Genomic DNA, 21789 nt, shown 5'->3' on the forward strand with positions numbered 1-21789 from the left:
TATGAACGCCACCACGATCTGCCTGATCTTCGGTCTCTCTCTCGGTTTCGCCGCGGCGTTCGGCGGATTCGGGGCCTTCGCGGTGGTGCTGATCTTCGGCGCGCTGGGACTGGTGATCGGCCGCTGGCTCGACGGCCATGTCGACCTGTCCGGCCTGATCCGTTCGGCGCAGGATCGGGGCCGGAAATGAGCGCTGCCGCGGAGACGGCGTCGGCGTCGTTGCTCTCCGCGGCCGAGTTCCGGGGGCGCACCACCGTGTCCGAGCGCGCGGTGCGGCGTTTGGCGGCCCGGGCGGCGCGTGAGGTCGACGGTGTCGCCGCCGGCCCCGAGGTCTCCGCGCGCGTCACGGCCGATACCGCCGTGTTGCGGGTACGCCTGCCGGTCACCTATCCGACACCGGTCGCGGTGGTCACGGAGGCGTGCCGCGAGCATCTGATGCAGCGCACCCACGAACTGTCCGGACTGGTCGTTCCGCGCGTGGACATCGAGGTCTCCGAACTGGTCAACACGATCGAACCCGCCGGAGGGCTGCGATGAACCGCAGGCCCCGGCGCATCACCCCGGCCGTACTGGTCGCACTCGCGCTGCTGGTGATCGCGGTCCTCGTGGCGGTGTCGCTGATCCAGAACCTGGGCAATGCGAAGGAATTGGTGTCCTACCACAGCATCGCGGTGCATCTGCACGACACGACCTGGCACAGCTACTGGGTGCTCGGTGTCGGCATCGCGCTGGCGGTGCTCGGTGCGGTGCTGTTGCTCGCGGCGCTGCTGCCGGGCCGGCGCGTGGTGGAAGCGCTGGACGCCGAGGAAGGAATGGACGCCGGAATCACCCGGCGCAGTCTCGACGGCGCCCTGAACGATGCCGCGGCCTCGGTCGCGGGCCTCGAGTCGGCACGAGTTCGCCGCGGCCGCAAGAACATTCGGGTCAGCGGCCGTGCCGCCCACCCTGACCACGCCGATCTGGAGCAGACGGTCAACGCCGCCGTCGGCGACCGCCTGGCCCGCATCGCCCCGAAATCCGCCCCGCCCGTCACCACCCGCCTGCGCGCGGCGCAGCAGCCGGAGCGGGTGGACAAGCGAGTGCATGTTCGCAAGGAGGTGTCGTGAGCGACAATCGCGCAGCGGCTCGCGACACCGACCGGGTGCGGGTGTCCCGCAGGTCACAGGAGGTGTCGTGAGCGACAATCGCGCAGCGGCTCGCGACACCGACCGGGTGCGGGTGTCCCGCAGGTCACAGGAGGTGTCGTGAGTTCGAGTTCGGCCAATCGTCCTGCACGGCTCAATCGGGCGTTGCTCGCGCTCTTCGGGCTGGCGCTGATTCTCGCGGGCGTCTATGCCATTCTCGCGTACGCCGGCGTGCTGCACTGGGTCGATCGGGATGCGCCGCTGGTGCCGGGCACCGCCGAGCCGTCGCAGTGGGTGTTCGTGGCGGTGGTGGCGGGCGCGGTGGTCGTGGGCCTGGCGGCGCTGCGGTGGCTGGCCGCCCAGTTCGCGCGGATGCCGGCGCGGATGCGCTGGCATATCGGCACGGTCGGTAATTCCGGTGAGACGCTGATGGATTCGAATGTCGCGGCCGCCCCGGTGGCGACCGATATCGAGTCCTATCCGGAGGTGCGCTCGGCGCAGGCCAGGCTGTCGGGTCCGGGTCGCGCACCGCAACTGCATCTGGTGGTCACGACGGAGCCCGACGCCGATCTGACCGCGCTGCGCCGGCGCATCCTCTCCGATGCGGTGGGCCGGCTGCGGCAGGCGCTGGAGGTCGATGTCGTGCCGGTGTCGCTGGAATTGCGGCTCGCCGATCGCGGTCGCACCGCCCGGGCGAGATAGCGGCCGCGCCACGGGGCGAAACCGCCTCGCCGCCACCGTTTCCCGGTGCCGGTCGAGGCAGTCCGTTCAGTCGAGGGGGCCGAGAACCCGCTCGACATAAGCGTTGGCGAAGCGCCCCTTCGGGTCCAGGCGCCGCCGTACATCCAGGAAGCGATCCCACTCCGGATAGCGTCCGCGCAGCGTTTCCGCGGTCTGGAAGTGGCGCTTACCCCAGTGCGGGCGGCCGTGGTAGCGATCGAAAATCGCTTCGCAGGCCCGGAAATACGGTTCGTAGTCCATCCCACGGTATTGGTGCACGGCGATGTAGCAGGTGTCGCGACCTCCGGCGGGGGACAGGAACGCGTCGTCGGGCGCCACGAACCGCACCTCGGTCGGCATCGGCGAATCGAAGTGCTGCCCAACGGCTTTGATCTCGCGAATGGCGTCGACGGCGTATTCGCGCGGGATGGCGTATTCCATCTCGGTGAAGCGAAACAGCCTGGGGGAGGCGAAGACTCGGTAGGAGCGGTCGATCTGGCGACGGTAGCTACCGGCATAGGCCGCGCCGCGATGGATCCACGGAATCAGGCCCGGCTGCCGGCGGGCGAGGCGGCACAGCGCATCGAAGGTGTGGTTGGACATCAGGATGTCGGCGAACCAGTCCACGGCCTTGGCCCGGGGCTGTTCGGCGAGCTGGACGCGGTTGTTGCGCTTGGTCATCGCCAGTGGGCTGTGCGCGAACATGTAGAACTCGAAATGTTCGTTGCCGTCGACGAATTCGTCGAGATCGGCCAGCACCTCCTCGACCGGAACGGGCCGCTCGACTCCCTCGAGGACGAACGAGGGCACCAGCTGCAGCGTCACCGCGGTCACCACACCGAGTGCGCCGAGGTTCACCCGTGCCGCGCGCCAGCCGTCGGGGTCGCTGCGTTCGTCGAGTTCGATCACGCTCCCGTCGGCGAGCATCAGTTCCACCGAATGCAGTGCGGCGGAGATGTTCTGCAGTGCAGCGCCGGTCCCGTGGGTGGCGGTCGCGGTCGCCCCGGCGATCGACTGCACGTCGATGTCGCCGAGGTTGGGGAAGGCCAGGCCGAGCGGGTGCAGGGCGGTACTCAGCTCGTTCAGCGTCGCACCCGCCTCCACCCGCGCCAGGCCGGTGGCGCGGTCGACCTGCAGAATCCGGTTCAGCTGCGAGAGCTGCAACAGAGTGCCGTCGGTGAGCACGGTGTCGGTGAACGAATGTCCGGCTCCGGCCACGCGCACGGTATGGCCCTCGGCCTCGGCCCGGGCCAGGAGTTCGGCGACGTCGTCGCGTGTGCGCGGAGCGGCGTAGGTGGCCGGCGCGCACCGTTGATCGCCGGCCCAGTTCACCCACGAATTGGTCATGCGTCCAACTTTAGAACATGGCCGAACTGTGCGCCAGCCCTCGTTCGAGCGCGATCGTGTCCGATCACACGTCGTGGATCGAGACGCGGTACTTACGGTGCGGGGTGATCGCTCGGTAACGTTGGCGGGTGCACGGTGCCGGTCAGGGAATTACCTTCTGCGGCAGGCGAATACGGCTTCCTTCGCTTGGTCGACGTCGTCGTCGTTCAGCGGTGGGACCGTCAGTGGTTGCCGCGGAATGCAGTCGCCGCGCACGCCGTCCAGGACGATGCCCATATAGCGCCGCCAGACCTCGGGATTCACCGGCTTGGCGAAACTTGCGATCGCCTCCACCATGTTGATCATCGCGAAGAAGTCCGACGCGGCGATGCCGGGTCGCAGCACGCCCTCGGCGACGGCCTTGTCGAACAACCGGGTGACCATCGGCTTGATCCGCTCGCGGACCGAGACGAAGCGCTCCATGGCGTCGGGCAGTTCGAGCATCACCTCGCCGAAGCCGCGGTTGCTGGCCATATGTTCGCAGCACCACTCGAACAGCCGGGTCAGCCCGTGCCAGGTGTCGGGATCGGCGTAGGCGGCCTCGGTGGCTTCGGCCATATCGGTGACGGTCTGGTCGAAGACCTCGCCGATGAGTTCCTGCTTGTTCGCGAAGCGCCGGTAGACCGTGCCCACGCCCACGCCGGCCGCCTCTGCCACGTCGTCGAGGGTCACCTCCAGGCCGCGATCGGCGAACAGATCTCTGGCCGCTCTGAGGATCCGCGCGTGGTTGCGGGCGGCATCGGCGCGCAGGCGCCGGGGAGCGGGAGCGGCCGTGGCGTGATTCACACCGCGATATTACCAAGTTCGGGGATTAACCGGAGGCGCTCTCTCCGTTATCGTGATAGCTTTCCATGCAAGCGGAGGTTGGTCCTCCACTTCAACCTCCATCTCAACCGCCGTCGGACAAGGAACCCCATGACTTCCGCGATCGATCTCGAAAAGAGCCGGTCGGACCTGCCGTCGAGGCATTCGTCCGGCTCCGCGGGCCGCCGTGGCTCGCATGCAATGCGCTGGTGGGTGCTCGCCGTGCTCGGCGTCGCCCAGCTGATGGTCGTGCTGGACGCGACCGTGGTGAATATCGCACTTCCCGAGGCTCAATTGGACCTCGGCTTCTCCAACGCCGACCGCCAGTGGGTGGTCACCGGTTACGCCCTGGCCTTCGGCAGCCTCCTGCTGCTGGGCGGCCGGCTGAGCGATCTGTTCGGCAGGCGCACCACCTTCATCATCGGACTGGTCGGCTTCGCGGTCGCCTCCGCGGTCGGTGGCGCGGCCAACGGCTTCGAAATGCTCGTGGTCGCTCGTGTCGCCCAGGGTGTGTTCGGCGCGCTCCTCGCGCCCGCGGCGCTGTCGCTGCTGACGGTGACCTTCACCGAACCGTCGGAGCGTGCCAAGGCCTTCGGCATCTTCGGTGCCGTCGCCGGTACCGGTGGTGCGCTCGGCCTGCTGCTCGGTGGCGCGCTCACCGAATGGGCCTCGTGGCGCTGGGTGATGTACGTCAACCTGATCTTCGCCGCCGTCGCGCTGGTCGGCGCCGTGCTGCTGCTGGCCAAGCACACCGCCGAGCACCGGCCCAAGCTCGACATTCCGGGCACGGTCACGGTCAGTGCCGCCCTGTTCGGCATCGTCTACGGCTTCTCGCACGCGGAATCGCACGGCTGGTCCAACGGGCTCACCCTGACCTTCCTCATCGGCGGTGCGGTGCTGCTGGGCGTGTTCGCGTGGCTCCAGACCCGGGTCGAGCACCCGCTGCTGCCGCTGCGGATCCTGCTCGACCGCACCCGGGCCGGTTCCTACATGACGGTCTTCGTCATGGGTATCGGGATGTTCGCGATCTTCCTGTTCCTGACCTACTACATGCAGCTGACGCTGAAGTACTCGCCGATCATGACCGGCGTCGCGTTCCTGCCGATGATCGCGGCGATGATCGCCTCCTCGACCACGGTGCCCTCGCTGCTGCTGCCCAAGGTTGGACCGAAGATCACCGTCGCCGCCGGCTTCCTGATCGCGGCCGCCGGGATGGCGTGGCTGACCCGCATCGGACTCGACACCGGCTACGCCTCGCACATCCTCCCGGCGCTGATCCTGCTGGGCCTGGGTCTCGGTGGCGCCATGTCGACCGCCTTCCAGGGTTCGACCGCCGGTGTGCACCACGAGGACGCCGGTGTGGCCTCGGCGATGGTGAACACCAGCCAGCAGGTCGGTGGTTCGATCGGTACCGCGTTGCTGAGCACCATCGCGTCCTCGGCGGCGGCGAACTACCTGTCCGGCCGTCAGCCCACCCAGCTCGCGGTCGCCGAATCGCTGATCAAGAGCTACACCACCAGTTTCTGGTGGGCGACAGCGATTTTCGTGGTCGGCGCGGTCGCCGCGGCGGTGCTGATGCCCAGCACCGCACCGGCCCCGGCCGAGGGCGAGCCGGTGCTGGCGCACTGAGCACGGCCCCGGTCACAGGGTGAATCGCCCTGCGTGACAATCGGATAGGGTGCCCCGGACTCGACGAGTCCGGGGCACCGTCGTCTATAGGTGCGGGTCGCCCCGGGGAAGCCCGCCAACGGGCCCGCCGCTGTCCCGATCGCGCACGGCGCCGCCCGCGTCGTCCGGTTCGCCGGAGTCACCGGCCGGCAGCGGCGACACGAGGGGACGCGCCCGAGCGTCGTTCGGTGGCTACTCCGTGGACAGGGGCCGCGATGCGCCGGTCCCGGTCCGAGGCAGTGACCGCCGCGAATTCGGTTGCTATTCTCCGTGCCGCCGGAGAGCAAACCGACGGCTAGCGGAAGGGCGGCGCTGGTGAAGCGGTTCGGGACGGGTGCCGCCGAGCCGTGTGCGGCCCGGCGGATCGGGGAAGGGAGCGGAACAGGGCAGGCCGAATCCATCGCCCGGACATCGCCCGGTCGGGGCCGCACCGCCGCGGTGGCGGGCCCGCGCGACCCGGATGCCGGGCCGCGGCTCGATCGCTGACAGTTAGCATGGCTCCACACATTCGGTCGGGCAGGGAGGTGCACCAGGTGGGTTCGCGAACCGGTGCCGCGGTGGTGGTCACGCCGGAGGGGCCGAGCGTGGCCCGGACGAGTTTTTGCTCGTCGCAAGCGAATCCGTTAGTCTGGACAGCTCTCTGTGGCATATGCGACCGCTGCTCCGCCCGATCGGACGACGCTCTAGACTGCACGGATCGGGTGTGGTGGGTCCGCCGCTCGGATCGGTGGGCGGACGGTGGTGACAGCGCGCGGCGCGGCAGAACGGACAACTGGTACGGCACGACGACAGGGGGTTGGCGATGAGTGAAGCACCGGACGAGTCCGCGATGCAGATCGTCACCGAAGCCGATGCGTGGCAGCCGGATCCACGCTGGCGGTCCGCGGCCCGCTTGACGGTGCTGCTGGGTGAGGACGACCACTACAAGCATCGGCCCCGCTATCACGAGATCGTGCGGCGGGCGCGCGACAGCGGCCTGGCGGGGGCCAGCGTCTGGCGCGGTATGGAGGGCTACGGCGTCTCCTCGCGCATCCACACCACCCGCATGCTGGATCTCGCCGAGAACCTGCCCGTGATGGTGATGATCATCGACGATTCGCAGCTGCTGCGCGATTTCGTGGTGGCCAACGCCGAACTCTTCGAATCCGGGACCGTGACCCTGTCCGCGGTCCAGGTGTGGCAGTCGGGCGGGGTGTCGCCGTGATTGTGATGACGAGCCGGGCGCAGGCGCCGAGGAAGGGAGGCCCGAGCATGGCCCACGATCGAGCCGGCCGACCGGCGCGGGCCAGCGATCTCGAGGATCTGCCGCATCTGGTGACGGCGTACTACAGCCGCATCCCCGATCCCGCCGAACCCGCCCAGCAGGTGGTCTTCGGGACGTCCGGGCATCGCGGTTCGAGCCTCGATTGCGCGTTCAACGAGGCCCACATCCTCGCCATCACCCAGGCGATCGTGGAGTATCGCGCCACCCGCGGCATCACCGGCCCGGTGTATCTGGCTCGCGACACCCACGCGCTCTCGGAACCGGCGTGGACCACCGCGCTGGAGGTGCTGGCCGCCAACGATGTGACCGCCGTGATCGACAGCCGCGGGCGCTACACGCCGACCCCGGCGCTCAGTCACGCGGTGCTGCGCCACAATCGGGGCGGCACCCGCCATCAGGCCGACGGCATCGTGGTCACGCCCTCGCACAATCCGCCCCGGGACGGCGGTTTCAAATACAACCCGCCGCACGGCGGACCGGCCGATACGGTCGCGACCGACGCCATCGCCGAGCGTGCCAACGAACTGCTGCGCGGCGGGCTGGCCGGGATCAAACGCACCACGTTGCAGCACGCGCTGGCCACCGGTGTGCAGCGCTACGACTACCTCGACCAGTACATCGCCGATCTGCCCAACGTGCTGAATCTGGACGCGGTGCGCGGCGCCGGAATCCGGCTGGGCGCGGACCCGATGGGCGGTGCCAGCGTCGACTACTGGGAGGAGATCGGCCAGCGCTACGACCTCGAACTCGAGGTGGTCAATCCGTTCGTCGACCCCACGTGGCGGTTCATGACCCTCGACAGCGACGGCAAGATCCGGATGGATCCGTCCTCGCGCTATGCGATGGCCTCGCTGGTGGCGATCCGCGACGACTACGACATCTCCACCGGCAACGACGCCGACGCCGACCGGCACGGCATCGTGACACCCGATGCGGGATTGATGAATCCCAACCACTTCCTGGCGGTGGCCATCGAATATCTGGTCGCCAACCGGATGGGGTGGGACGCGCTGACCAAGATCGGCAAGACCGCGGTGACCTCCTCGATGATCGATCGCGTGGTCGGCGTGCTGGGCCGGCAGACCCACGAGGTGCCGGTCGGCTTCAAATGGTTCGTCCCCGGATTGTTCAGCGGTTCCCTGGCTTTCGGTGGTGAGGAGAGCGCCGGGGCCTCGTTCCTGCGCCACGACGGCACCGTGTGGACCACGGACAAGGACGGCATCCTGCTGGCGCTGCTGGCCGCCGAGATCACCGCGGTCACCGGCCAGAGTCCGTCGGCGCGCTACGCCGAACTCGAAAAGCGTTACGGCACACCGGCTTACGCCCGCATCGACGCCGTCGCGAATGCCGAGCAGAAGCGGCGGCTGGCCGCGCTGACACCGGACGACATCACCACCACCGACATCGCGGGGGAGTCGGTGCTGTCGGTGCAGACCCGCGCCCGCGGCAACGGCGCGGCGCTGGGCGGGGTCAAGGTCACCACCGAGAACGCGTGGTTCGCGGCCCGCCCGTCGGGCACCGAGGACAAATACAAGATCTACGCCGAATCCTTCGAGGGGCCCGAACATCTGGCCCAGGTGCAGGCGGCCGCGGAGGAAGTCGTCGGACGCGCACTCGGCATCGAGGAGCCCGCGGTCGACTGATTCGCGGACATGTGGTGAACGACAGTTACGGTGCCGGATCCCGGCTGCCCGCCGAGACCTGGGTGCTGATCGGCGCGGCATTCATCATCGCGCTCGGATTCGGGCTGGTCGCACCGGCGTTGCCGCAGTTCGCGCGCAGCTTCGGCGTCGGTGTCGCGGCCGCCTCGGCGATCGTGAGCAGTTTCGCGCTGATGCGCCTGCTGTTCGCGCCGGTGAGCGGGCGGCTGGTCCAGCGGTTCGGTGAGCGCGCACTGTATCTGACGGGTCTGCTGATCGTGGCCCTGTCCACCGGCGCGTGTGCGCTGGCGCAGACCTATTGGCAACTGATCGTGTTGCGTTCGCTGGGCGGGATCGGATCGACCATGTTCACCGTCTCCTCGCTGGGACTGGTCATCCGGCTGTCACCGCCCGGCGAGCGGGGGCGGGTGTCCGGGTTGTGGTCCACCAGCTTCCTGATCGGCTCGCTGGCCGGTCCGCTGCTCGGTGGTGCGCTGAGCGGGCTGGGGCTGCGTGCGCCGTTCGCGATCTACGCGGTGGCTCTGCTGGCGGCGAGTGCGGTGGTGTTCTGGAAGTTGCGCGGTTCGCATCTGGCCGAACCGGTGGGCGCCGAGCCGATGCCGGTGGTGAGTTTCGGTCGCGCCCTGGCCGATCCGGTGTACCGGGCCGTGCTGTGGTCCAACTTCGCCAACGGCGCGGCGGTGTTCGGCGTGCGGATGGCGCTGGTTCCGCTGCTGGTCGTGGAGGTGCTCGGTGAATCGCCGGGAGTCGCCGGGGTGGCGTTGACGGTCTTCGCCGCGGGGAATGCCGCGGTGCTGTTCGCCTCCGGCCGGTTGTCGGATCAATGGGGGCGCAGACCCTTCCTGATCGCCGGCACCCTGGTGTGCGCGACGGGCACGATCGCGCTGGGTCTCGCGCCGAATGTGGTGTGGCTGCTGGGGGCCTCGTTCGTCGCCGGTCTCGGCTCCGGGATGTACACACCCGCGCAGCAGGCCGCGGTCGCCGATGTGATCGGCCCGCGGGCGCGCGGTGGTCCGGTGCTGGCCGGATATCAGATGGCCGCCGATCTGGGCACCGTCGTGGGACCGATCGCCATCGGGTGGCTGGCGCAGCGGGTGTCGTTCGGATTCGCGCTCGCGGTGACCGGTGGGCTGCTGGTGGTGGCCGCGGCCGGATGGACGGTGGTGCGCGAGCCGCTGCGGCGGCATCTGGTCACCGCGTCCGCCGACTGATACCACTTCACGAGAAGCGCTGTGGACAAGGCGCTTCCGGTATATCAGCGAATGGTGCCGACGCCGGGGACGAGGGGCAGGTCCAGCGGCGTCACCCAACCGGGCGGCAGGGCGTTGACGGCGGGAACGGCATTCAGGGCCCGCATCCCGGTGGCGAGACATCCGGCGACAGCGGGTGTGCGCCCCGATCCGTCGGTGAACCGGAAGGAGGTTTCCTGCGAGATGGACGGGGAGCCGACGATGTCGACCCGGTACACATCGTCCTTTGTTCCGGCGGGCCAGTCGGGAGCCGCGTCGGTGCCGATGCGGTTGACGTGCTCGAGCGTGATGACCTCGCGGCCGTGGTAGACCCCGTTGATCGTGAACCGGATGGCGGCGACGTTGCCGGCCGCCACGACGCCCTTCGCGGACGGCCGATCCACGGGAGTCACCCATTTCTCCCACGTGGTGGTGATGGTGTCGAGTTCGATGCCCACGGCCGTCGCGATCATCGGCACGGTGGCGCCCCACGCCATGATCAGCAGCTCGGGGATCTCCAGCATGGCCTGGAATTCCGGCGGCCGTCCGATACCCATCTCGACTTCGTAATCGCCCTCGTAGGAGGTGTAGTCGAGTAGCTCCGAGGCGCGCACCGACTCCACCTCCCCACACAGGCCCAGCAGTGTCATCGGGAACAGGTCGTTGGCGAAGCCCGGATCGATACCGGTGGTGAAGCAGGACGCGCCACCCTCGGCGCAGGCCTCGGTGATCGGATCGCGCCAGGCGGCGGGGGTCTGCGCCATCTCCGGCCACACCCACGGGGTCATCGCGGTGGAGCACACATCGATCCCCGCCCGCAGGAACGCCCCGATGACCCGGATGTTCTCGTCGGCGAACTGGGCGGTCGGGCCGTAGTGCACCACCGCGTCGGGGCGCAGCGCGATCAGTTCCGCCACCGAATCCGTGGCGTGGATACCGGTTTCGCCGCCGCCGCACAGCAGTCCGGCATCGCGCCCGACCTTGTCCGGGTTGCTGACACCGACGCCCACCAATTCGAACAGTGGATGACGGATGATCTCGGCGAGCACCATGGAGCCCACCACCCCGGTACCCCAGAGGACGATTCGCTTCTTCGCGTCGGTCACCGGAACTCCTTGCAGCCGTAAGTTTTTCAGTTGTGGTATTCGCCGCAGTCGACGGTGAGGATCTGTCCCGTGACGGCGGAGGCGAGGTCGCTGGCGAGGAACAGGGCGGCGCGGGCCACCTCCTCCGGGGCGGCGAGGCGTTTGAGGTCGGTGGGTTCGACCTTGCGCCGATAGATCTCCTCGTGGGTGACGCCGTCCTGGGCGGCGAGCCAGTCGAAGTAGGCCTTGTTCACGTCCTCGTAGATGTAGGAGGGCGCGACGCTGTTGACCCGGATACCGCGCGGGCCCAGTTCGGTGGCCAGCGACGAGGCGAGATGGGCGAGTGTGCCTTTCGACAGTTTGTACCCGGCGTAGATCGGCTCGGAATCGAAGCTCACACAGGAATTCAGCATGATGATCGAGCCGCGCGTGGCGGCCAGGGCGTCGGCGAACAGCGTCGAAAGTCGTAGCGGCGCGAAGACATTCGTCTCGTTCGCGGTGCGCAGCGCGTCCAGCTCGATCCCGGTGATCGGTTCCATCGGCGGGATGGCGAAGGCGTTGTTGATCAGGCAGTCGACCCGGCCGAATTCGGCGAGGGCCCGCTCGACCAGGGCAGTGCGCTGCTCTTCGTCGGTGATGTCGGTGGGCACCACCAGCGCCTTGCGGCCGTGGGACCGCACCACCTCGGCCATCTTCTCCAGCCGGCGTTCGGTGCGGCTGACCAGCACCAGATCCGCGCCCATCCGGGCGGCCTCGGCGCCCAGTGCGCGGCCGAGACCCGGGCCCACACCCGACAGGACGACGACCTTGCCCTCGAGCAGGGGGAGTGGCCGATAGGTGCCCGTGGTGGCGATCGGCTGGTCGGTAGTGGACACGACGTCTCCTCGAATTCAGCAGTTACAGAACGTAACGACTCAGATGTGACAGACTGTAACGACTGATGCTCGCGCTGACAAGGACGGTTGTGTCGTGAACGCTCGCCATCGACTCGGGCCGCATCGCGATCCGGAGGTGGATCGAGCGGTCCTCGAGGCCGCCCGCGAGCTGCTGGTGGAACGGGGCTACGCCGCCGTCTCGATCGATGCGATCGCCACCCGCGCCGGGGTGAGCCGTCCCGCGATCTACCGGCGCTGGCCGTCGAAGGCACATCTGATCGCGCGAGCGGTCTTCCCGGATGTGGGTGGCGAAGAGGTGGCGACCGATCTGGTCGAGGAGATCCGCACGGTGATCCGGGGCACGATCCAGCTCTTCGGGGCACGGCCCGCGCGCGAGGCGATGCCCGGGCTGATGACCGAGATGCGCGCGGATTCCGGTCTGTATCAGAAACTTTCGGCACGGCTGGATACGCCGACCCGGCGCGAACTCGCGCGGTATCTGGATTCCGGGGCCGTGCGCGGCGGGGTCGATTCGGACACCGTGCTGGATATGATCGCCGGCGCCGCGCTGTTCGCCATGTGTATCCGGGATATCGACGATACCGAGGGGTTCGCCCGCTCGCTCGAGGAATTGGTCCTCTACGGGCTGGTCGGCATGCCCGCGAGCGAGGCGGAGGAACCGCGGGCGTAGGCCGGATTCCGGCGAGGGACCGGTTTTGGCAGAGTGGACGCCGTGAATTCCTCGGATTCGAAATACACACCGCGACCTATGTCGAACCGCACCACGTATGCACTGGGCGCGGTGGCGCTGGTCGTCGTCGCGGTGATCGTGGTGCTCGTCGTGCGCTGGAACAGCGACCATGGTCTGACGGTGCAGGAGGACGGCTACGGCGCCGCGCACGATCCCGCCGTGCAGGCGCTACTGGATTCCGACGGCGCGATCGTGCTCGGTAAGACCGCCGCGGCGAAGACGATCGATATGTTCGAGGATCCGATGTGCCCGTCCTGCGGGGCGCTCGAGCATTACTACGGACAGCAGATCGCCAAAGCGATCGACCAGGGAAAGCTCGCGGTGCGCTACCGGTTCGTGAACTTCCTGGATCCCAAGTCCAGCAGTAAGGACTATTCCACCCGAGCGGTGGCCGCGAGCGAATGTGTGGCCGATGCCGGTGACGGACCGGTGTTTTCGAAATTCCACATGGCGCTGTTCACCACGAAGCAGCCGAGCGAAGACGGCGGCAATCTGACCAACGATCAATTGGCCGCGATCGCCAAGGATTCCGGTGCTTCGGCCGAGGTGCAATCCTGCATCGCGAAGGGGGACCGGGTGGATTCGGCCCGTAACCACGCTCAGTCGTCGTTGGCGGCGTTGAAGGACGCGGTCGGCCAGGTGCAGACCCCCACCGTGCTCGACGGAGGTAAGAACGTCGACGTGGAGAATTCGGATTGGGTCACCAAGCTGGTGAGCTGATCACCTCCGCGCGGCGCTGTCGCGCTTGTCGAGGTCCCGGCCCGGACGGTATCCCCAACCGCTCGGGCCGGAGTCGTAACATCGGCGCTCAACAGATCTCGTCGTCGCCGAGTAGCACCTCGTAGATGCGATTGCGCGCGTCCGCGATCGCGTTCACGGTGTCACGCAATTGCCCTGCCATGGCGGCATAACCGGTGCCCGCGGCCGTGCGGTCGAGTTCGGATTCCAGCCGGAGCCGCAACTTCTCGAGCGCGGCGATCCGTTCCCGTTCCACACCGGCGTCGATGACGGTCGGCGCGGGTGGACGATCCTGGCAAGTCATGGTGTTCGCGGTGTCCTCCGATCACTCGTGTGTGCAGTGGTGGAACGAAAGGTGTTCAGCGCCGGTAACTTTCACCGGCCAGGAGACAGTCCTCCGGTGTGCCCTCGGCGAGTCGTCGATGTACCAGGGCGTGATCCCCGATCGGGTAGGACGGGTCGAGCGTCGAAACAGGCCATGCCGCAACGGATGTGGACACCGGGCCCGAGACGACCGCCGGCGTCTCGGTATCCCGGTGCGGGAACAGGTAGCGAGCCACCTCGTCGACCGTGGTGTGCACATCGCCGGTCGGACTCGTCCACTGCACCCGGTCCGCATCGAGCCGGCGCACCTCCCACCGGGTCCTGTGCTGGACGGTGAGCAGGGTCAAGCGGGCATGATGGGCACACAACGTCAACCCTTGTCTACCTGGCGAACTCCCGTGCGATCCCCAAGCGGTCGTACGGCGGTTGCCACGGGCATATGCGGATTCCCGGCTCGGTGATTCCGTTCCGAGCGCGAGATCCCGATTCCTCGGGCTGCCGGCGGCATCACCGGGCCGATTCGCGTCGATATTGCCCGTGCTCCCCTCCAGTACGGGCAAGTCCGTTGTCGCGGACGGCATTACGCAGCCGGGGAATGCGCAGAGGCCGTCGATCCGGACGCCGGATTCGACCACGGTGACCGATTCACCCCGTTCGGCGATCCGCCGCGCAAACTCCGCGTCGATGGGCCCGTAGCCGACCAGATGGGCGGGCTCCTCGCTCTCCCCGCTCAGGGCTTCGGCGCTGACGCCGACCTGGATCAGCGGGCGGTGACTCCTGGCACGGCCGGATGTCCGTGGTGCATCCGGCCCAGTTTGCTCGGAAACTGTTGCGGTGCAGCGCATTCCCCGTCCGCATGCGCAGTCGAGTCGCTCCGCCCCCACGGCGAGGGCGACGAGCGCGTCGGCGCGGCGTTGCGGCATGGTGCGCGGGTCCTCGGGGCACACCTCGTATGCCATGTCCCGCAGTCGCATCGCGACCGTTTCGGCCCCGTCCGCGGGCAGGAGCCCCGCGACGACCGCGGCGCCGTCCTGGACCGCGGTCAGGCGGATATCGCGGCAGTCCTCACGCTGTTCCCGCCGCCGCTGCTCACCCGGGCCGTCGAGTCGGCTCAACCAGCGCCGCGCGGTCTGCCGCAGCCGGGCCGGCGTGGTGCGTGCGGCGGCCTCGACCAGCGGGACTTCGAGATCGGCCAGCAGATCGGTGGACAGTCCGCGCGCATTGTCGACGATCACCTGCACACGAGACAGATCGATGCGGCCCGACCCGAACGCCTCCCGAGTATGCGGCAAGGCGTCCAGCGCCAGCCCGATATCGATCAGCGCGGCCGCGACCTGTTCGGATATCTGTACCGCCATCGAGACTTCCGCCGCGGCGAACTCTCCCGCGCGCACCCCGCCCGGCCCGGGCGCGGCGTTGCCGGCGCGATGCCGCCGATACAACTCGCGCACCGCCCGCACCTCCGCCGCCTGTGCGAATGCCGCCGCCCCATGTGCCCGTCGCAGCGCATCGACCAGCCCCTCGTCGCTCATCGCCTGAAGCTCTCTGCCATCGAACATGTGTTCGAGTCTATCGTTCGAACGTGTGTTCCACCACCCCTGTATGCAGGCGATTTGGTACGCCGAACCCAGGTGGTGTAACTTCTTTCAAGCACGCGGGGAACACCCCCGAGGTGCGAAAATCTGGGGCTATGGCGCAGCTGGTAGCGCACCACACTGGCAGTGTGGGGGTCAGGGGTTCGAGTCCCCTTAGCTCCACCGTAAAGAAGAACCGCAGGTCATCGGCCTGCGGTTTTTTTGTTGTGTGGCCGGGCGTCCGGGGACTTCGATGGTCTACAAGGTCAACGCTGGTCCTCGGAGCTCCATCGGCGCACCGCCTCCGCTCGGGTGGTGCGATCTCGTCGTTGTCCGGGGCTGATCATCAGCAGTTCGTCCACGGTGGAGAGGTCGCCGGTGGCGGATGCGGTGTTCATTGCGGCGAAGGCCTGATGGTCGTCGGTGTAGGGCGGGATCACGAGGAGGACCAGGCGGCGGTCGCGGGTGCCCAGCATCTCGATCGTGTTGACGGTGCCGTCGCGGTGGCCTTCGAGGCGGACGGCCAGACCTTCGACCACCAGATCGCTCGGCGCGCCGGCCCACTCACCGAGGCGGTAGGTGATCCGGCGAATCGGACCGAGCCGGCCTGTCACGGTTGCCAGCAGCGCGGGCAATTCGACCATGAGATCGTCGCCGCGCGGCCACCACGCCCCGTCGACGTAGCCGCTCTTCGCCGAGTCCGGTTTCAGTCGCAGCCGCGGTGCTCGGCTGTCGACCGGGTCGGAGCCCCGTCGATGCGTGCGGGCGTCGTCTTGGGTCATATCGACGTTCCTGCCTCGGTCGTGGACCGGCTGTCTGCTGGTGTCACGGTCCGGGCGGTGGGCCGAGGTGTCCTGCCATCGCTAGACGCATGCGTTCGTGGGCGACCTCGGGTGTGGTGTCGGCCGGGATGACGAGCAACGTCAGTGAGGTGTCGTGCGCTCCGTAGAGGCGCATCACGTCGGGAGGCCGGCCGTCACCGGCACCGTGCACGCGGATGTGGTCGTCGGTGTCGATGCGGCGCTGGGCGAGACTGGTCGCGTTCCATTCGAAGCCGACGCGCATCGCGGGACCGAGGCGCGGGGTGACCGCGTTGATCAGGTCGTGTAGTTCGGATGTGAGGTTCGTGGTCCACGGCCACCAAGCGCCGTCGACGTTTCCGGGGAGGGCACTGCGCCCACGTAGCATCAAACGCGGTGTGCGCGTTGGTGTTCGGAAAGGCTGCCGCTCGAAGTGAGCGGGCGTGTCCGATTCGAAGCCGCTGATGACGGGGCGTCGTGCATGAAGGCGAGGCATGATCTACTCCTGCTGCGGGGCGACGGCGTCCACCATTGCGCGGTAGGCGGTTTGTCTGTCGGCGGATGGAAGGATCACGCGTAGCACCGTGACGGCGGAATCGGCGCCGACGACGTACATCGTGTTCCGCAACCGGAACCGGTACGGCTCGAGGCTGATCGAATGGTCCCCCACTGTCACCTGCCGTGGCGGCGGGGACCAGCTGTCCGGATCGTAGACGATCCGATCGACCTGTCGAGTTGTCAAGGCAGCCAACAGCTCTGGAAGCTCGGTAGCGAGATCGGCAGATCTGGGCCACCACGCGCCATCGATGTAGGCCGAATGGCGGTCCTCCGGCTTCAGCCGCAGTCGCGCTGGGCGGCGGGTGGCCGCAGGTTCGCGCAGTCGGTTCGAGGGGTCAGCCGGGGCGCTCGCCGCGCGTTCGGGCAACGGGTCGAGATAGCGCCGGATCGCCTCCGGAAAGGCTTTGGTCTTGTGCGCGAATGTGTGAGCGATAGCCATGGTGACCGGTCCTCTGCCCGTAGAGATTGGAGCGCGGCGGCCGAAATGATCGGCACTCGACCGGTGCCTGATTCCGCATCCACAGCTCAGGACGCAGGGGTCGGTGCTGGAAGATGTGCGGTCCCTCCAGTAGACGCCCATGTAGAGGCAATGTCAACACTGTAGGTCTACACTTCATCAGCACGGTGTTTCCCAAGCGAGTGAGGCTGCGTCATGGACGAATCGTCACCGGACCGCCGAGGTTTCGCGGGCAGTGCCGGCGCGGGACGTGCCGCGAACGGTCGTGTTCCCGGCCAGGTCACGCGTGCCGCAGTGCTGGCGGCCGCACTGGCGATCATCGACGAAGACGGCGTCGAAGGATTATCGATGCGCCGGTTGGCGGAGGTGGTGGGCCGGGACCCGATGGTGATCTACCGGCATGTACCCAACAAGGCGGCGGTGCTCGACGGTGTCGCCGAGCTGGTATTCGGGCAACTGCGAGTGGACAGTTCCGACCCGGATTGGGGCGGCCGATTGCGGATAGTGGCTCGCGATTTCCGCGCCCTGGCGCTGTCACATCCGCGGGCGGTGCAATTGCTGGTGACGCGACCACTGGCGACGCCGCTCGGGCAGCGTTCCCAAGCGGTGCTACGGCCGCTGGAGGATGTGCTGGCACTGCTCACCCGCGCCGGCTTCTCCGGCGCCGATGCGCTGCATATCTATCGCGCTCTGTTCGGTTTCCTCTACGGCCATGTTCTCAATGAGCTGCAGGAATTGGTGGAACGTCCGGAAGAGTCCGACGAAGTATTGCGACTCGGCCTGCATCGGCTGCCGGTCACCGAGTTCCCGTTGCTCCGCCGGCTCGCGCCGGTGCTGGCCGACTACGACGGTGAAGCCGAATTGGAGCGCGGGCTCGACATCCTGCTGGCCGGCCTCTCGACCACCCTGCCCGATCCCGGCGAGGGTGCCGCCGGACTCGATGTCACTGCCGGCAAGTGAGAGAAGGGGTGACCATCACGGGTTGGTGGCAGCCGAATTCCTTGCCCTGCAGCCGGTGTGATCGAGAGTTGCTGGAAGATCTTGCCGGTCGATGTCAGGCCGACTTTCACGGCAGGTCGTACGCGCTCCATGGCAGGCGGCGGCCGAGGGTCTGCAGTCCGGCTCGAATCCGCGACTTAGCGGTCGGGAGCGAAATATTCAGATCCACCGCGACCTGGGCGTAGGTGCGGTCCCCATAGAAAGCCAACACGATCGCTTCGCGCTGGCGGCTTCGGAGTTTGCCTACCTCCCAGGCGACAGCGCGTTCGGCGAGACGCCGGCCGACCTCGTCGTATACGACGTCGCGGTCGGGCGGGAACTGCATGTGACCGACTGCTCGCTCGCGGTCGGCCAGTGATTGCTCCGAGCGCACACGGTCGACAGCACGGCGATGAGCGAACATCATCAGCCACGCCATGGGACTCCCGCGGTCGGCCTGGTAGTCCCCGGCCGCGATCCAGACATGCAGATATACCTCTTGGCTGACCTCCTCGGCCAAGCCGGTGCTGCGCAGGATGAAAGTCAGCCGGGCGAGCAACCGGGATCTGGTGGATCGATAGAACGCGGCGAAGGAATCGGTGTTCCCGTTCGCGGTCTCGTGCAGCAGGGTCGCCAATCCCGCGGCACCGATGTTCGAAGCACTGTGGTCGGCACGCAGTTCGTTGTTCATCGCACACCGTTCGTCTCGTGGGATACCCGGTGCCGGCGGCGAGAGCGTGGCCACCGGGTCGAACCGCCGAGACGATGACCGCGCTGAAAGCGCCGACATTCGTCTGGACGCGCGCAGGCTCAGGTCCGATAACGCAGAAAGCGGCCGGACTGCGTTCGGGGAGCGGGGATCATGATCGACCTGCTTCCCGTACGCCCGGTACCGCTGCCAGCGCCGCGTTCGCCACGGTGTCGTCGGTGGTGGAGAGGACGACCCGCAGCATGACGACGATGCCGTGCGCGCTGCACACGTCCATCCTGTTGAACAGCTCGAACCTATAGGGGTCCAAGCGAATTCGATGACTGCCGAGCTGGAGGTGCCGGCTGGAGGGCAACCATCCGGTGGGATCGTAGACGATCTGCCGTACCGGTCCCAGGCGTGGCCGCAGGACGGTGAGCAGTCCCGGCAGTTCGGCGGCGAGGTCCTGCGTGCGAGGCCACCAGACACCGTCGACACGGCCGGTGCCGTCGCGGCGCGGACGCACACGCAATCGTGGTGTACAGAGCGGCGGGTGACGGGCCGGTGCGGGATGCGAGCTCGTCGAGTGTGGCGTCATGAGACGCTCCTGTTCACAGCCTCCGCGAGGGGCCGGAATTCGAATCGGAGGCGACGCGACCTTGGCTGGCCGGCATGCGAGGTGCCTCGGCTACTGCCCAGCCTACGCGCTGAGACCCGTCGGCGAACTGCGCGAATGGAATCGGGCCATACCGTATTCGTTCCGCCCCGCTTGTGGAAGGCCCGCTTGTGGAAGGCCGAGAGGCGGCTCCGCGCCACCGCTAAGTTGCTCTCCATTCTTCGCTGAAACTGTAGACAGCGCTGGGCTTAGTTATGTATGTTAATCAATATTCTGAGCTGCCAAGAGGCGAGTCCGACCGTTGGACCCGCACCGCTCGCGGCAGCCGCCCGCTCACTGTGGAGACGGAGGCTTCGACGATGAACCCCTATGTCCTGATTCAGAATCTGCTCAACCAGCTCGATCTGGGGTCCGCGGGGATCAGCGCCCAGTAGCGGGCGCATCCGCGCCGGGGTCGAGGGGCGGCTCGAGCATCGGAACGAGATACTGCCGGGCGAGGGCCGCTACCTGATCGTCGTCGTCGAGGTCGATGACCTGGCTGGGGACCGCCAGATAAGAGGCGGAGATCCGGACCATCAACTCGGCCACCAGATCGACGTCGACCTCCTGGGCGACGTGGCCGGCACGCTGTTCGCGGCGGAGTTGGTCGGCCACGAACCGGCGCACCATGGCGACCGTATGGCCCTGATCGCCGATCATGGATCCGACGAGCATGTCGGGTTCGGCGGCGAGCAGTCCGCCGATGATCGGGTTCTTGCGGATCACCTTCAATGAGCTGACGAAACCCAGGACGACCCGGTCGGCTGCCGTGCGCGCGTGCCGGATGTCGACCAGGAACTGGTCGAAATAGCGCCGGTATTCGCGCACGATCACCTGCTCGACCAGGGCGTCCTTCGTCGCGAAACGGCGGTACACGGTGATGCGGGAGACGTTGGCCCGCCGGGCCACATCGTCCATGGTCGAGCGGCGGACGCCGAGGGCGCCGAACTGTTCGACCGCGGCGTCGAGTATGCGCGAGCGGATGTCGTCACCCTCGTCGACGCGGTCGACCGCGTCGGTGTACGCGCGTTCGAGTGGTGACGTGCCGTTCCCTGAACCCTTCGAGGGCGGTGATCCAAGCTTCACGGTGTCCTCTCACGCGCTTCGTTTCGAAAATCCTGACAACTTCTTGTGATCGCGGCCACGGTGTGGTCTCATCAAGATACTCAGAAACAGAGTTTGTATCTCTGTATCTGCTTCTCAATGAAGAGGGACAATAGCATGGACGGACTGGGTCTCAGCAGGCGCGATGCGCTGCGAGCAGGCAGTGGTTTGATCGGCGCTGCGGGCGCGCTCGCGCTCGGCGCGCGGACCGCGCGGGCGGAGCCGTGGACGTGGTCGCCGAGCGGTTCCGTGCTCGGCAGCGGCGGCGGGGCCGACCCGCTGACCGTGTGGGATCCGGAGGCGGATCCGGTGATCGCCGACGTCATGGACCACGAGGACATTCCGCGGATCAACAATCTGCTCCGGACCTGGGTGTACAACGATCAGCCCATTCCGGACGGGTTGCCGCAGAAGATGCGCGACTTCATGGAGTACGCGCGGCAGCTGCCGTCGTGGGCGGACGAGGCCAAGATGGCGGCCGGCTTCGAATTCAACAAGAAGCGCGGAACGTATCTGGGCGTGCTCTACGCCTTCGCCAGCGGCATGATGGCGAACGTCATCCCGCACGAGGCGCGCGCGGTGTATTACTCCCGGGGCGGTTCGCATCTGAAGGACCGCATCGCCAAGACCGCGAAATTCGGCTACGACATCGGCACGGTCAACGCCTATCAGCCGGGCGGCGAAATGATCGTGACCTGCGTCAAGACCCGCATCATCCATGCCGCGGTCCGGCATCTGCTGCCCCAGTCGCCGCATTGGCCGAAAGAACACACCCCGATCAGCCAGGACGACAAGATGGTCACCTGGCACAGCCTCGCCACGACCATCATGCGGACCTTCCGGACCTGGAATGTGCAGATCCCGGTGGCCGAGGCGGAGGGCTACCTGCACACGTGGCAGCTGGCCGGCCACTTCCTCGGTATTCGCGACGAATACATTCCCGCGACGTGGGAGCAGGCCGACGCCCAGGCCAAGCAGCAACTGGACCCGATCATCGAGGCGACGCCGGAGGGTATCGAGCTCGCGCACAACCTCATGGACCTGGGCTTCGACCTCGATCTGACACTGCTCAGCAAGCCCATTCTGGGTGCGTTCACCCGGTTCATCCTGGGCGACAAGATCGCCGACGATCTGCGGATCGCGCGCGAGCCGGTGTGGGATCCGTTGCTGAAGTTCAGCTGGGGACCGTTCGTCGCGGTGCGCGAGGGCGTGATGGGCGTGATCCCGCCGACCGCGGACGCGACCTGGTTGTTCGACGAATTCCTGCGGCAGTTCGTGCTGTGGTACATGGCCGAACTGCGGATGCCGCTGAGCATCGAAATCCCGCAGACCAACCGGTGATTCGC

General features: G+C 67.5%; 24 protein-coding genes and 1 tRNA gene. 13 read left to right on the plus strand and 12 right to left on the minus strand.

Features of this window, described 5'->3' with window-relative positions:
* Position 1 precedes the first annotated feature (1 nt).
* The 4 genes from NK1_RS24300 (at position 2) to NK1_RS24315 (ending at position 1826) form a co-directional block, all read left to right on the plus strand.
* Positions 2 to 190: a hypothetical protein gene (locus NK1_RS24300; RefSeq protein WP_030515548.1), complete on the plus strand. Its 189-nt coding sequence runs from the start codon at positions 2 to 4 to the stop codon at positions 188 to 190.
* A complete protein-coding gene (locus tag NK1_RS24305) occupies positions 187 to 537 on the plus strand; it encodes a hypothetical protein (protein WP_063012244.1) in 351 nt (116 codons plus the stop codon). The genes NK1_RS24300 and NK1_RS24305 overlap by 4 nt, the downstream gene beginning before the upstream one ends.
* Positions 534 to 1106, plus strand: a complete 573-nt coding sequence (locus NK1_RS24310; protein ID WP_063012246.1) for a DUF6286 domain-containing protein — start codon at positions 534 to 536, stop codon at positions 1104 to 1106. Before NK1_RS24305 ends, NK1_RS24310 begins: the two co-directional genes overlap by 4 nt.
* Before the next feature lie 138 nt (positions 1107 to 1244).
* Positions 1245 to 1826, plus strand: a complete 582-nt coding sequence (locus tag NK1_RS24315; protein WP_063012248.1) for a hypothetical protein — start codon at positions 1245 to 1247, stop codon at positions 1824 to 1826.
* A 66-nt stretch (positions 1827 to 1892) separates the two neighbouring features.
* On the opposite strand, the gene NK1_RS24320 is transcribed toward NK1_RS24315, so the two are convergent.
* Positions 1893 to 3191: a D-arabinono-1,4-lactone oxidase gene (locus tag NK1_RS24320; RefSeq protein WP_063012250.1), complete on the minus strand. Its 1299-nt coding sequence runs from the start codon at positions 3189 to 3191 to the stop codon at positions 1893 to 1895.
* A 150-nt stretch (positions 3192 to 3341) separates the two neighbouring features.
* Positions 3342 to 4016 (minus strand): TetR/AcrR family transcriptional regulator, encoded by a 675-nt coding sequence (locus NK1_RS24325; RefSeq protein WP_063012252.1) that lies wholly within the window; start codon positions 4014 to 4016, stop codon positions 3342 to 3344.
* A 129-nt stretch (positions 4017 to 4145) separates the two neighbouring features.
* On the opposite strand from NK1_RS24325, the gene NK1_RS24330 reads away from it, so the two are divergent.
* The 4 genes from NK1_RS24330 (at position 4146) to NK1_RS24345 (ending at position 9838) form a co-directional block, all read left to right on the plus strand.
* A complete protein-coding gene (locus NK1_RS24330) occupies positions 4146 to 5663 on the plus strand; it encodes an MFS transporter (RefSeq protein WP_084461485.1) in 1518 nt (505 codons plus the stop codon).
* A gap of 841 nt (positions 5664 to 6504) precedes the next feature.
* Positions 6505 to 6906 (plus strand): DUF190 domain-containing protein, encoded by a 402-nt coding sequence (locus NK1_RS24335; protein WP_081879496.1) that lies wholly within the window; start codon positions 6505 to 6507, stop codon positions 6904 to 6906.
* 47 nt (positions 6907 to 6953) lie between these two features.
* Positions 6954 to 8609 (plus strand): phosphoglucomutase (alpha-D-glucose-1,6-bisphosphate-dependent), encoded by a 1656-nt coding sequence (pgm, locus tag NK1_RS24340; RefSeq protein ID WP_063012306.1) that lies wholly within the window; start codon positions 6954 to 6956, stop codon positions 8607 to 8609.
* Between the two features lie 14 nt (positions 8610 to 8623).
* Positions 8624 to 9838 carry an MFS transporter gene (locus tag NK1_RS24345; protein WP_174552747.1) on the plus strand — a complete coding sequence of 405 codons (1215 nt, stop codon included), beginning with the start codon at positions 8624 to 8626 and terminating at the stop codon, positions 9836 to 9838.
* A 44-nt stretch (positions 9839 to 9882) separates the two neighbouring features.
* On the opposite strand, the gene NK1_RS24350 is transcribed toward NK1_RS24345, so the two are convergent.
* Positions 9883 to 10908: an NAD(P)H-dependent amine dehydrogenase family protein gene (locus NK1_RS24350; RefSeq protein ID WP_063012308.1), complete on the minus strand. Its 1026-nt coding sequence runs from the start codon at positions 10906 to 10908 to the stop codon at positions 9883 to 9885.
* 80 nt (positions 10909 to 10988) lie between these two features.
* Positions 10989 to 11816, minus strand: coding sequence for an SDR family oxidoreductase (locus tag NK1_RS24355; protein ID WP_245660777.1), 828 nt, complete (start codon positions 11814 to 11816; stop codon positions 10989 to 10991).
* 94 nt (positions 11817 to 11910) lie between these two features.
* Between NK1_RS24355 and NK1_RS24360 the strand changes: the two genes are divergently transcribed.
* Complete coding sequence (locus NK1_RS24360; protein ID WP_063012254.1) at positions 11911 to 12507, plus strand: TetR/AcrR family transcriptional regulator; 597 nt, start codon at positions 11911 to 11913, stop codon at positions 12505 to 12507.
* A gap of 78 nt (positions 12508 to 12585) precedes the next feature.
* Positions 12586 to 13287 (plus strand): DsbA family protein, encoded by a 702-nt coding sequence (locus NK1_RS24365; protein ID WP_063012256.1) that lies wholly within the window; start codon positions 12586 to 12588, stop codon positions 13285 to 13287.
* 88 nt (positions 13288 to 13375) lie between these two features.
* On the opposite strand, the gene NK1_RS24370 is transcribed toward NK1_RS24365, so the two are convergent.
* Together NK1_RS24370 and NK1_RS24375 are read right to left on the minus strand one after the other, a co-directional pair.
* Positions 13376 to 13609, minus strand: coding sequence for a hypothetical protein (locus NK1_RS24370; RefSeq protein WP_063012258.1), 234 nt, complete (start codon positions 13607 to 13609; stop codon positions 13376 to 13378).
* Between the two features lie 55 nt (positions 13610 to 13664).
* Positions 13665 to 15188, minus strand: a complete 1524-nt coding sequence (locus tag NK1_RS24375) for a DUF222 domain-containing protein (RefSeq protein WP_084461487.1) — start codon at positions 15186 to 15188, stop codon at positions 13665 to 13667.
* A gap of 125 nt (positions 15189 to 15313) precedes the next feature.
* On the opposite strand from NK1_RS24375, the gene NK1_RS24380 reads away from it, so the two are divergent.
* Positions 15314 to 15386: transfer RNA gene (locus NK1_RS24380), tRNA-Ala, on the plus strand.
* An 83-nt stretch (positions 15387 to 15469) separates the two neighbouring features.
* Here the strand turns inward: NK1_RS24380 and NK1_RS24385 are convergent.
* The 3 genes from NK1_RS24385 to NK1_RS24395 form a co-directional block, all read right to left on the minus strand.
* Positions 15470 to 15985: a DUF5994 family protein gene (locus NK1_RS24385; protein WP_063012263.1), complete on the minus strand. Its 516-nt coding sequence runs from the start codon at positions 15983 to 15985 to the stop codon at positions 15470 to 15472.
* A 43-nt stretch (positions 15986 to 16028) separates the two neighbouring features.
* A complete protein-coding gene (locus NK1_RS24390; protein WP_245660779.1) occupies positions 16029 to 16391 on the minus strand; it encodes a DUF5994 family protein in 363 nt (120 codons plus the stop codon).
* A gap of 111 nt (positions 16392 to 16502) precedes the next feature.
* On the minus strand, positions 16503 to 17141 hold the full coding sequence (locus tag NK1_RS24395; protein WP_167354298.1) for a DUF5994 family protein: 639 nt from the start codon (positions 17139 to 17141) through the stop codon (positions 16503 to 16505).
* Positions 17142 to 17213: 72 nt separating this feature from the next.
* Between NK1_RS24395 and NK1_RS24400 the strand changes: the two genes are divergently transcribed.
* Positions 17214 to 17978, plus strand: coding sequence for a TetR/AcrR family transcriptional regulator C-terminal domain-containing protein (locus NK1_RS24400; protein ID WP_063012266.1), 765 nt, complete (start codon positions 17214 to 17216; stop codon positions 17976 to 17978).
* A 106-nt stretch (positions 17979 to 18084) separates the two neighbouring features.
* On the opposite strand, the gene NK1_RS24405 is transcribed toward NK1_RS24400, so the two are convergent.
* The 3 genes from NK1_RS24405 to NK1_RS24420 all read right to left on the minus strand — a co-directional run bounded on the left by NK1_RS24405 (position 18085) and on the right by NK1_RS24420 (position 20425).
* Positions 18085 to 18687: a sigma-70 family RNA polymerase sigma factor gene (locus NK1_RS24405; protein WP_063012268.1), complete on the minus strand. Its 603-nt coding sequence runs from the start codon at positions 18685 to 18687 to the stop codon at positions 18085 to 18087.
* A gap of 169 nt (positions 18688 to 18856) precedes the next feature.
* Positions 18857 to 19282 carry a DUF5994 family protein gene (locus tag NK1_RS24410; RefSeq protein ID WP_157104421.1) on the minus strand — a complete coding sequence of 142 codons (426 nt, stop codon included), beginning with the start codon at positions 19280 to 19282 and terminating at the stop codon, positions 18857 to 18859.
* A 438-nt stretch (positions 19283 to 19720) separates the two neighbouring features.
* Entirely contained in the window at positions 19721 to 20425 is a 705-nt protein-coding gene (locus NK1_RS24420) for a TetR/AcrR family transcriptional regulator (RefSeq protein WP_063012274.1), read from the minus strand.
* Positions 20426 to 20560: 135 nt separating this feature from the next.
* On the opposite strand from NK1_RS24420, the gene NK1_RS24425 reads away from it, so the two are divergent.
* Positions 20561 to 21784, plus strand: coding sequence for an oxygenase MpaB family protein (locus NK1_RS24425; RefSeq protein ID WP_063012276.1), 1224 nt, complete (start codon positions 20561 to 20563; stop codon positions 21782 to 21784).
* Positions 21785 to 21789: the final 5 nt, after the last annotated feature.

The sequence above is a fragment of the Nocardia kruczakiae NBRC 101016 genome (genome assembly GCF_001612965.1).
In the GTDB taxonomy this organism is placed as follows: Bacteria; Actinomycetota; Actinomycetes; order Mycobacteriales; family Mycobacteriaceae; genus Nocardia; species Nocardia kruczakiae.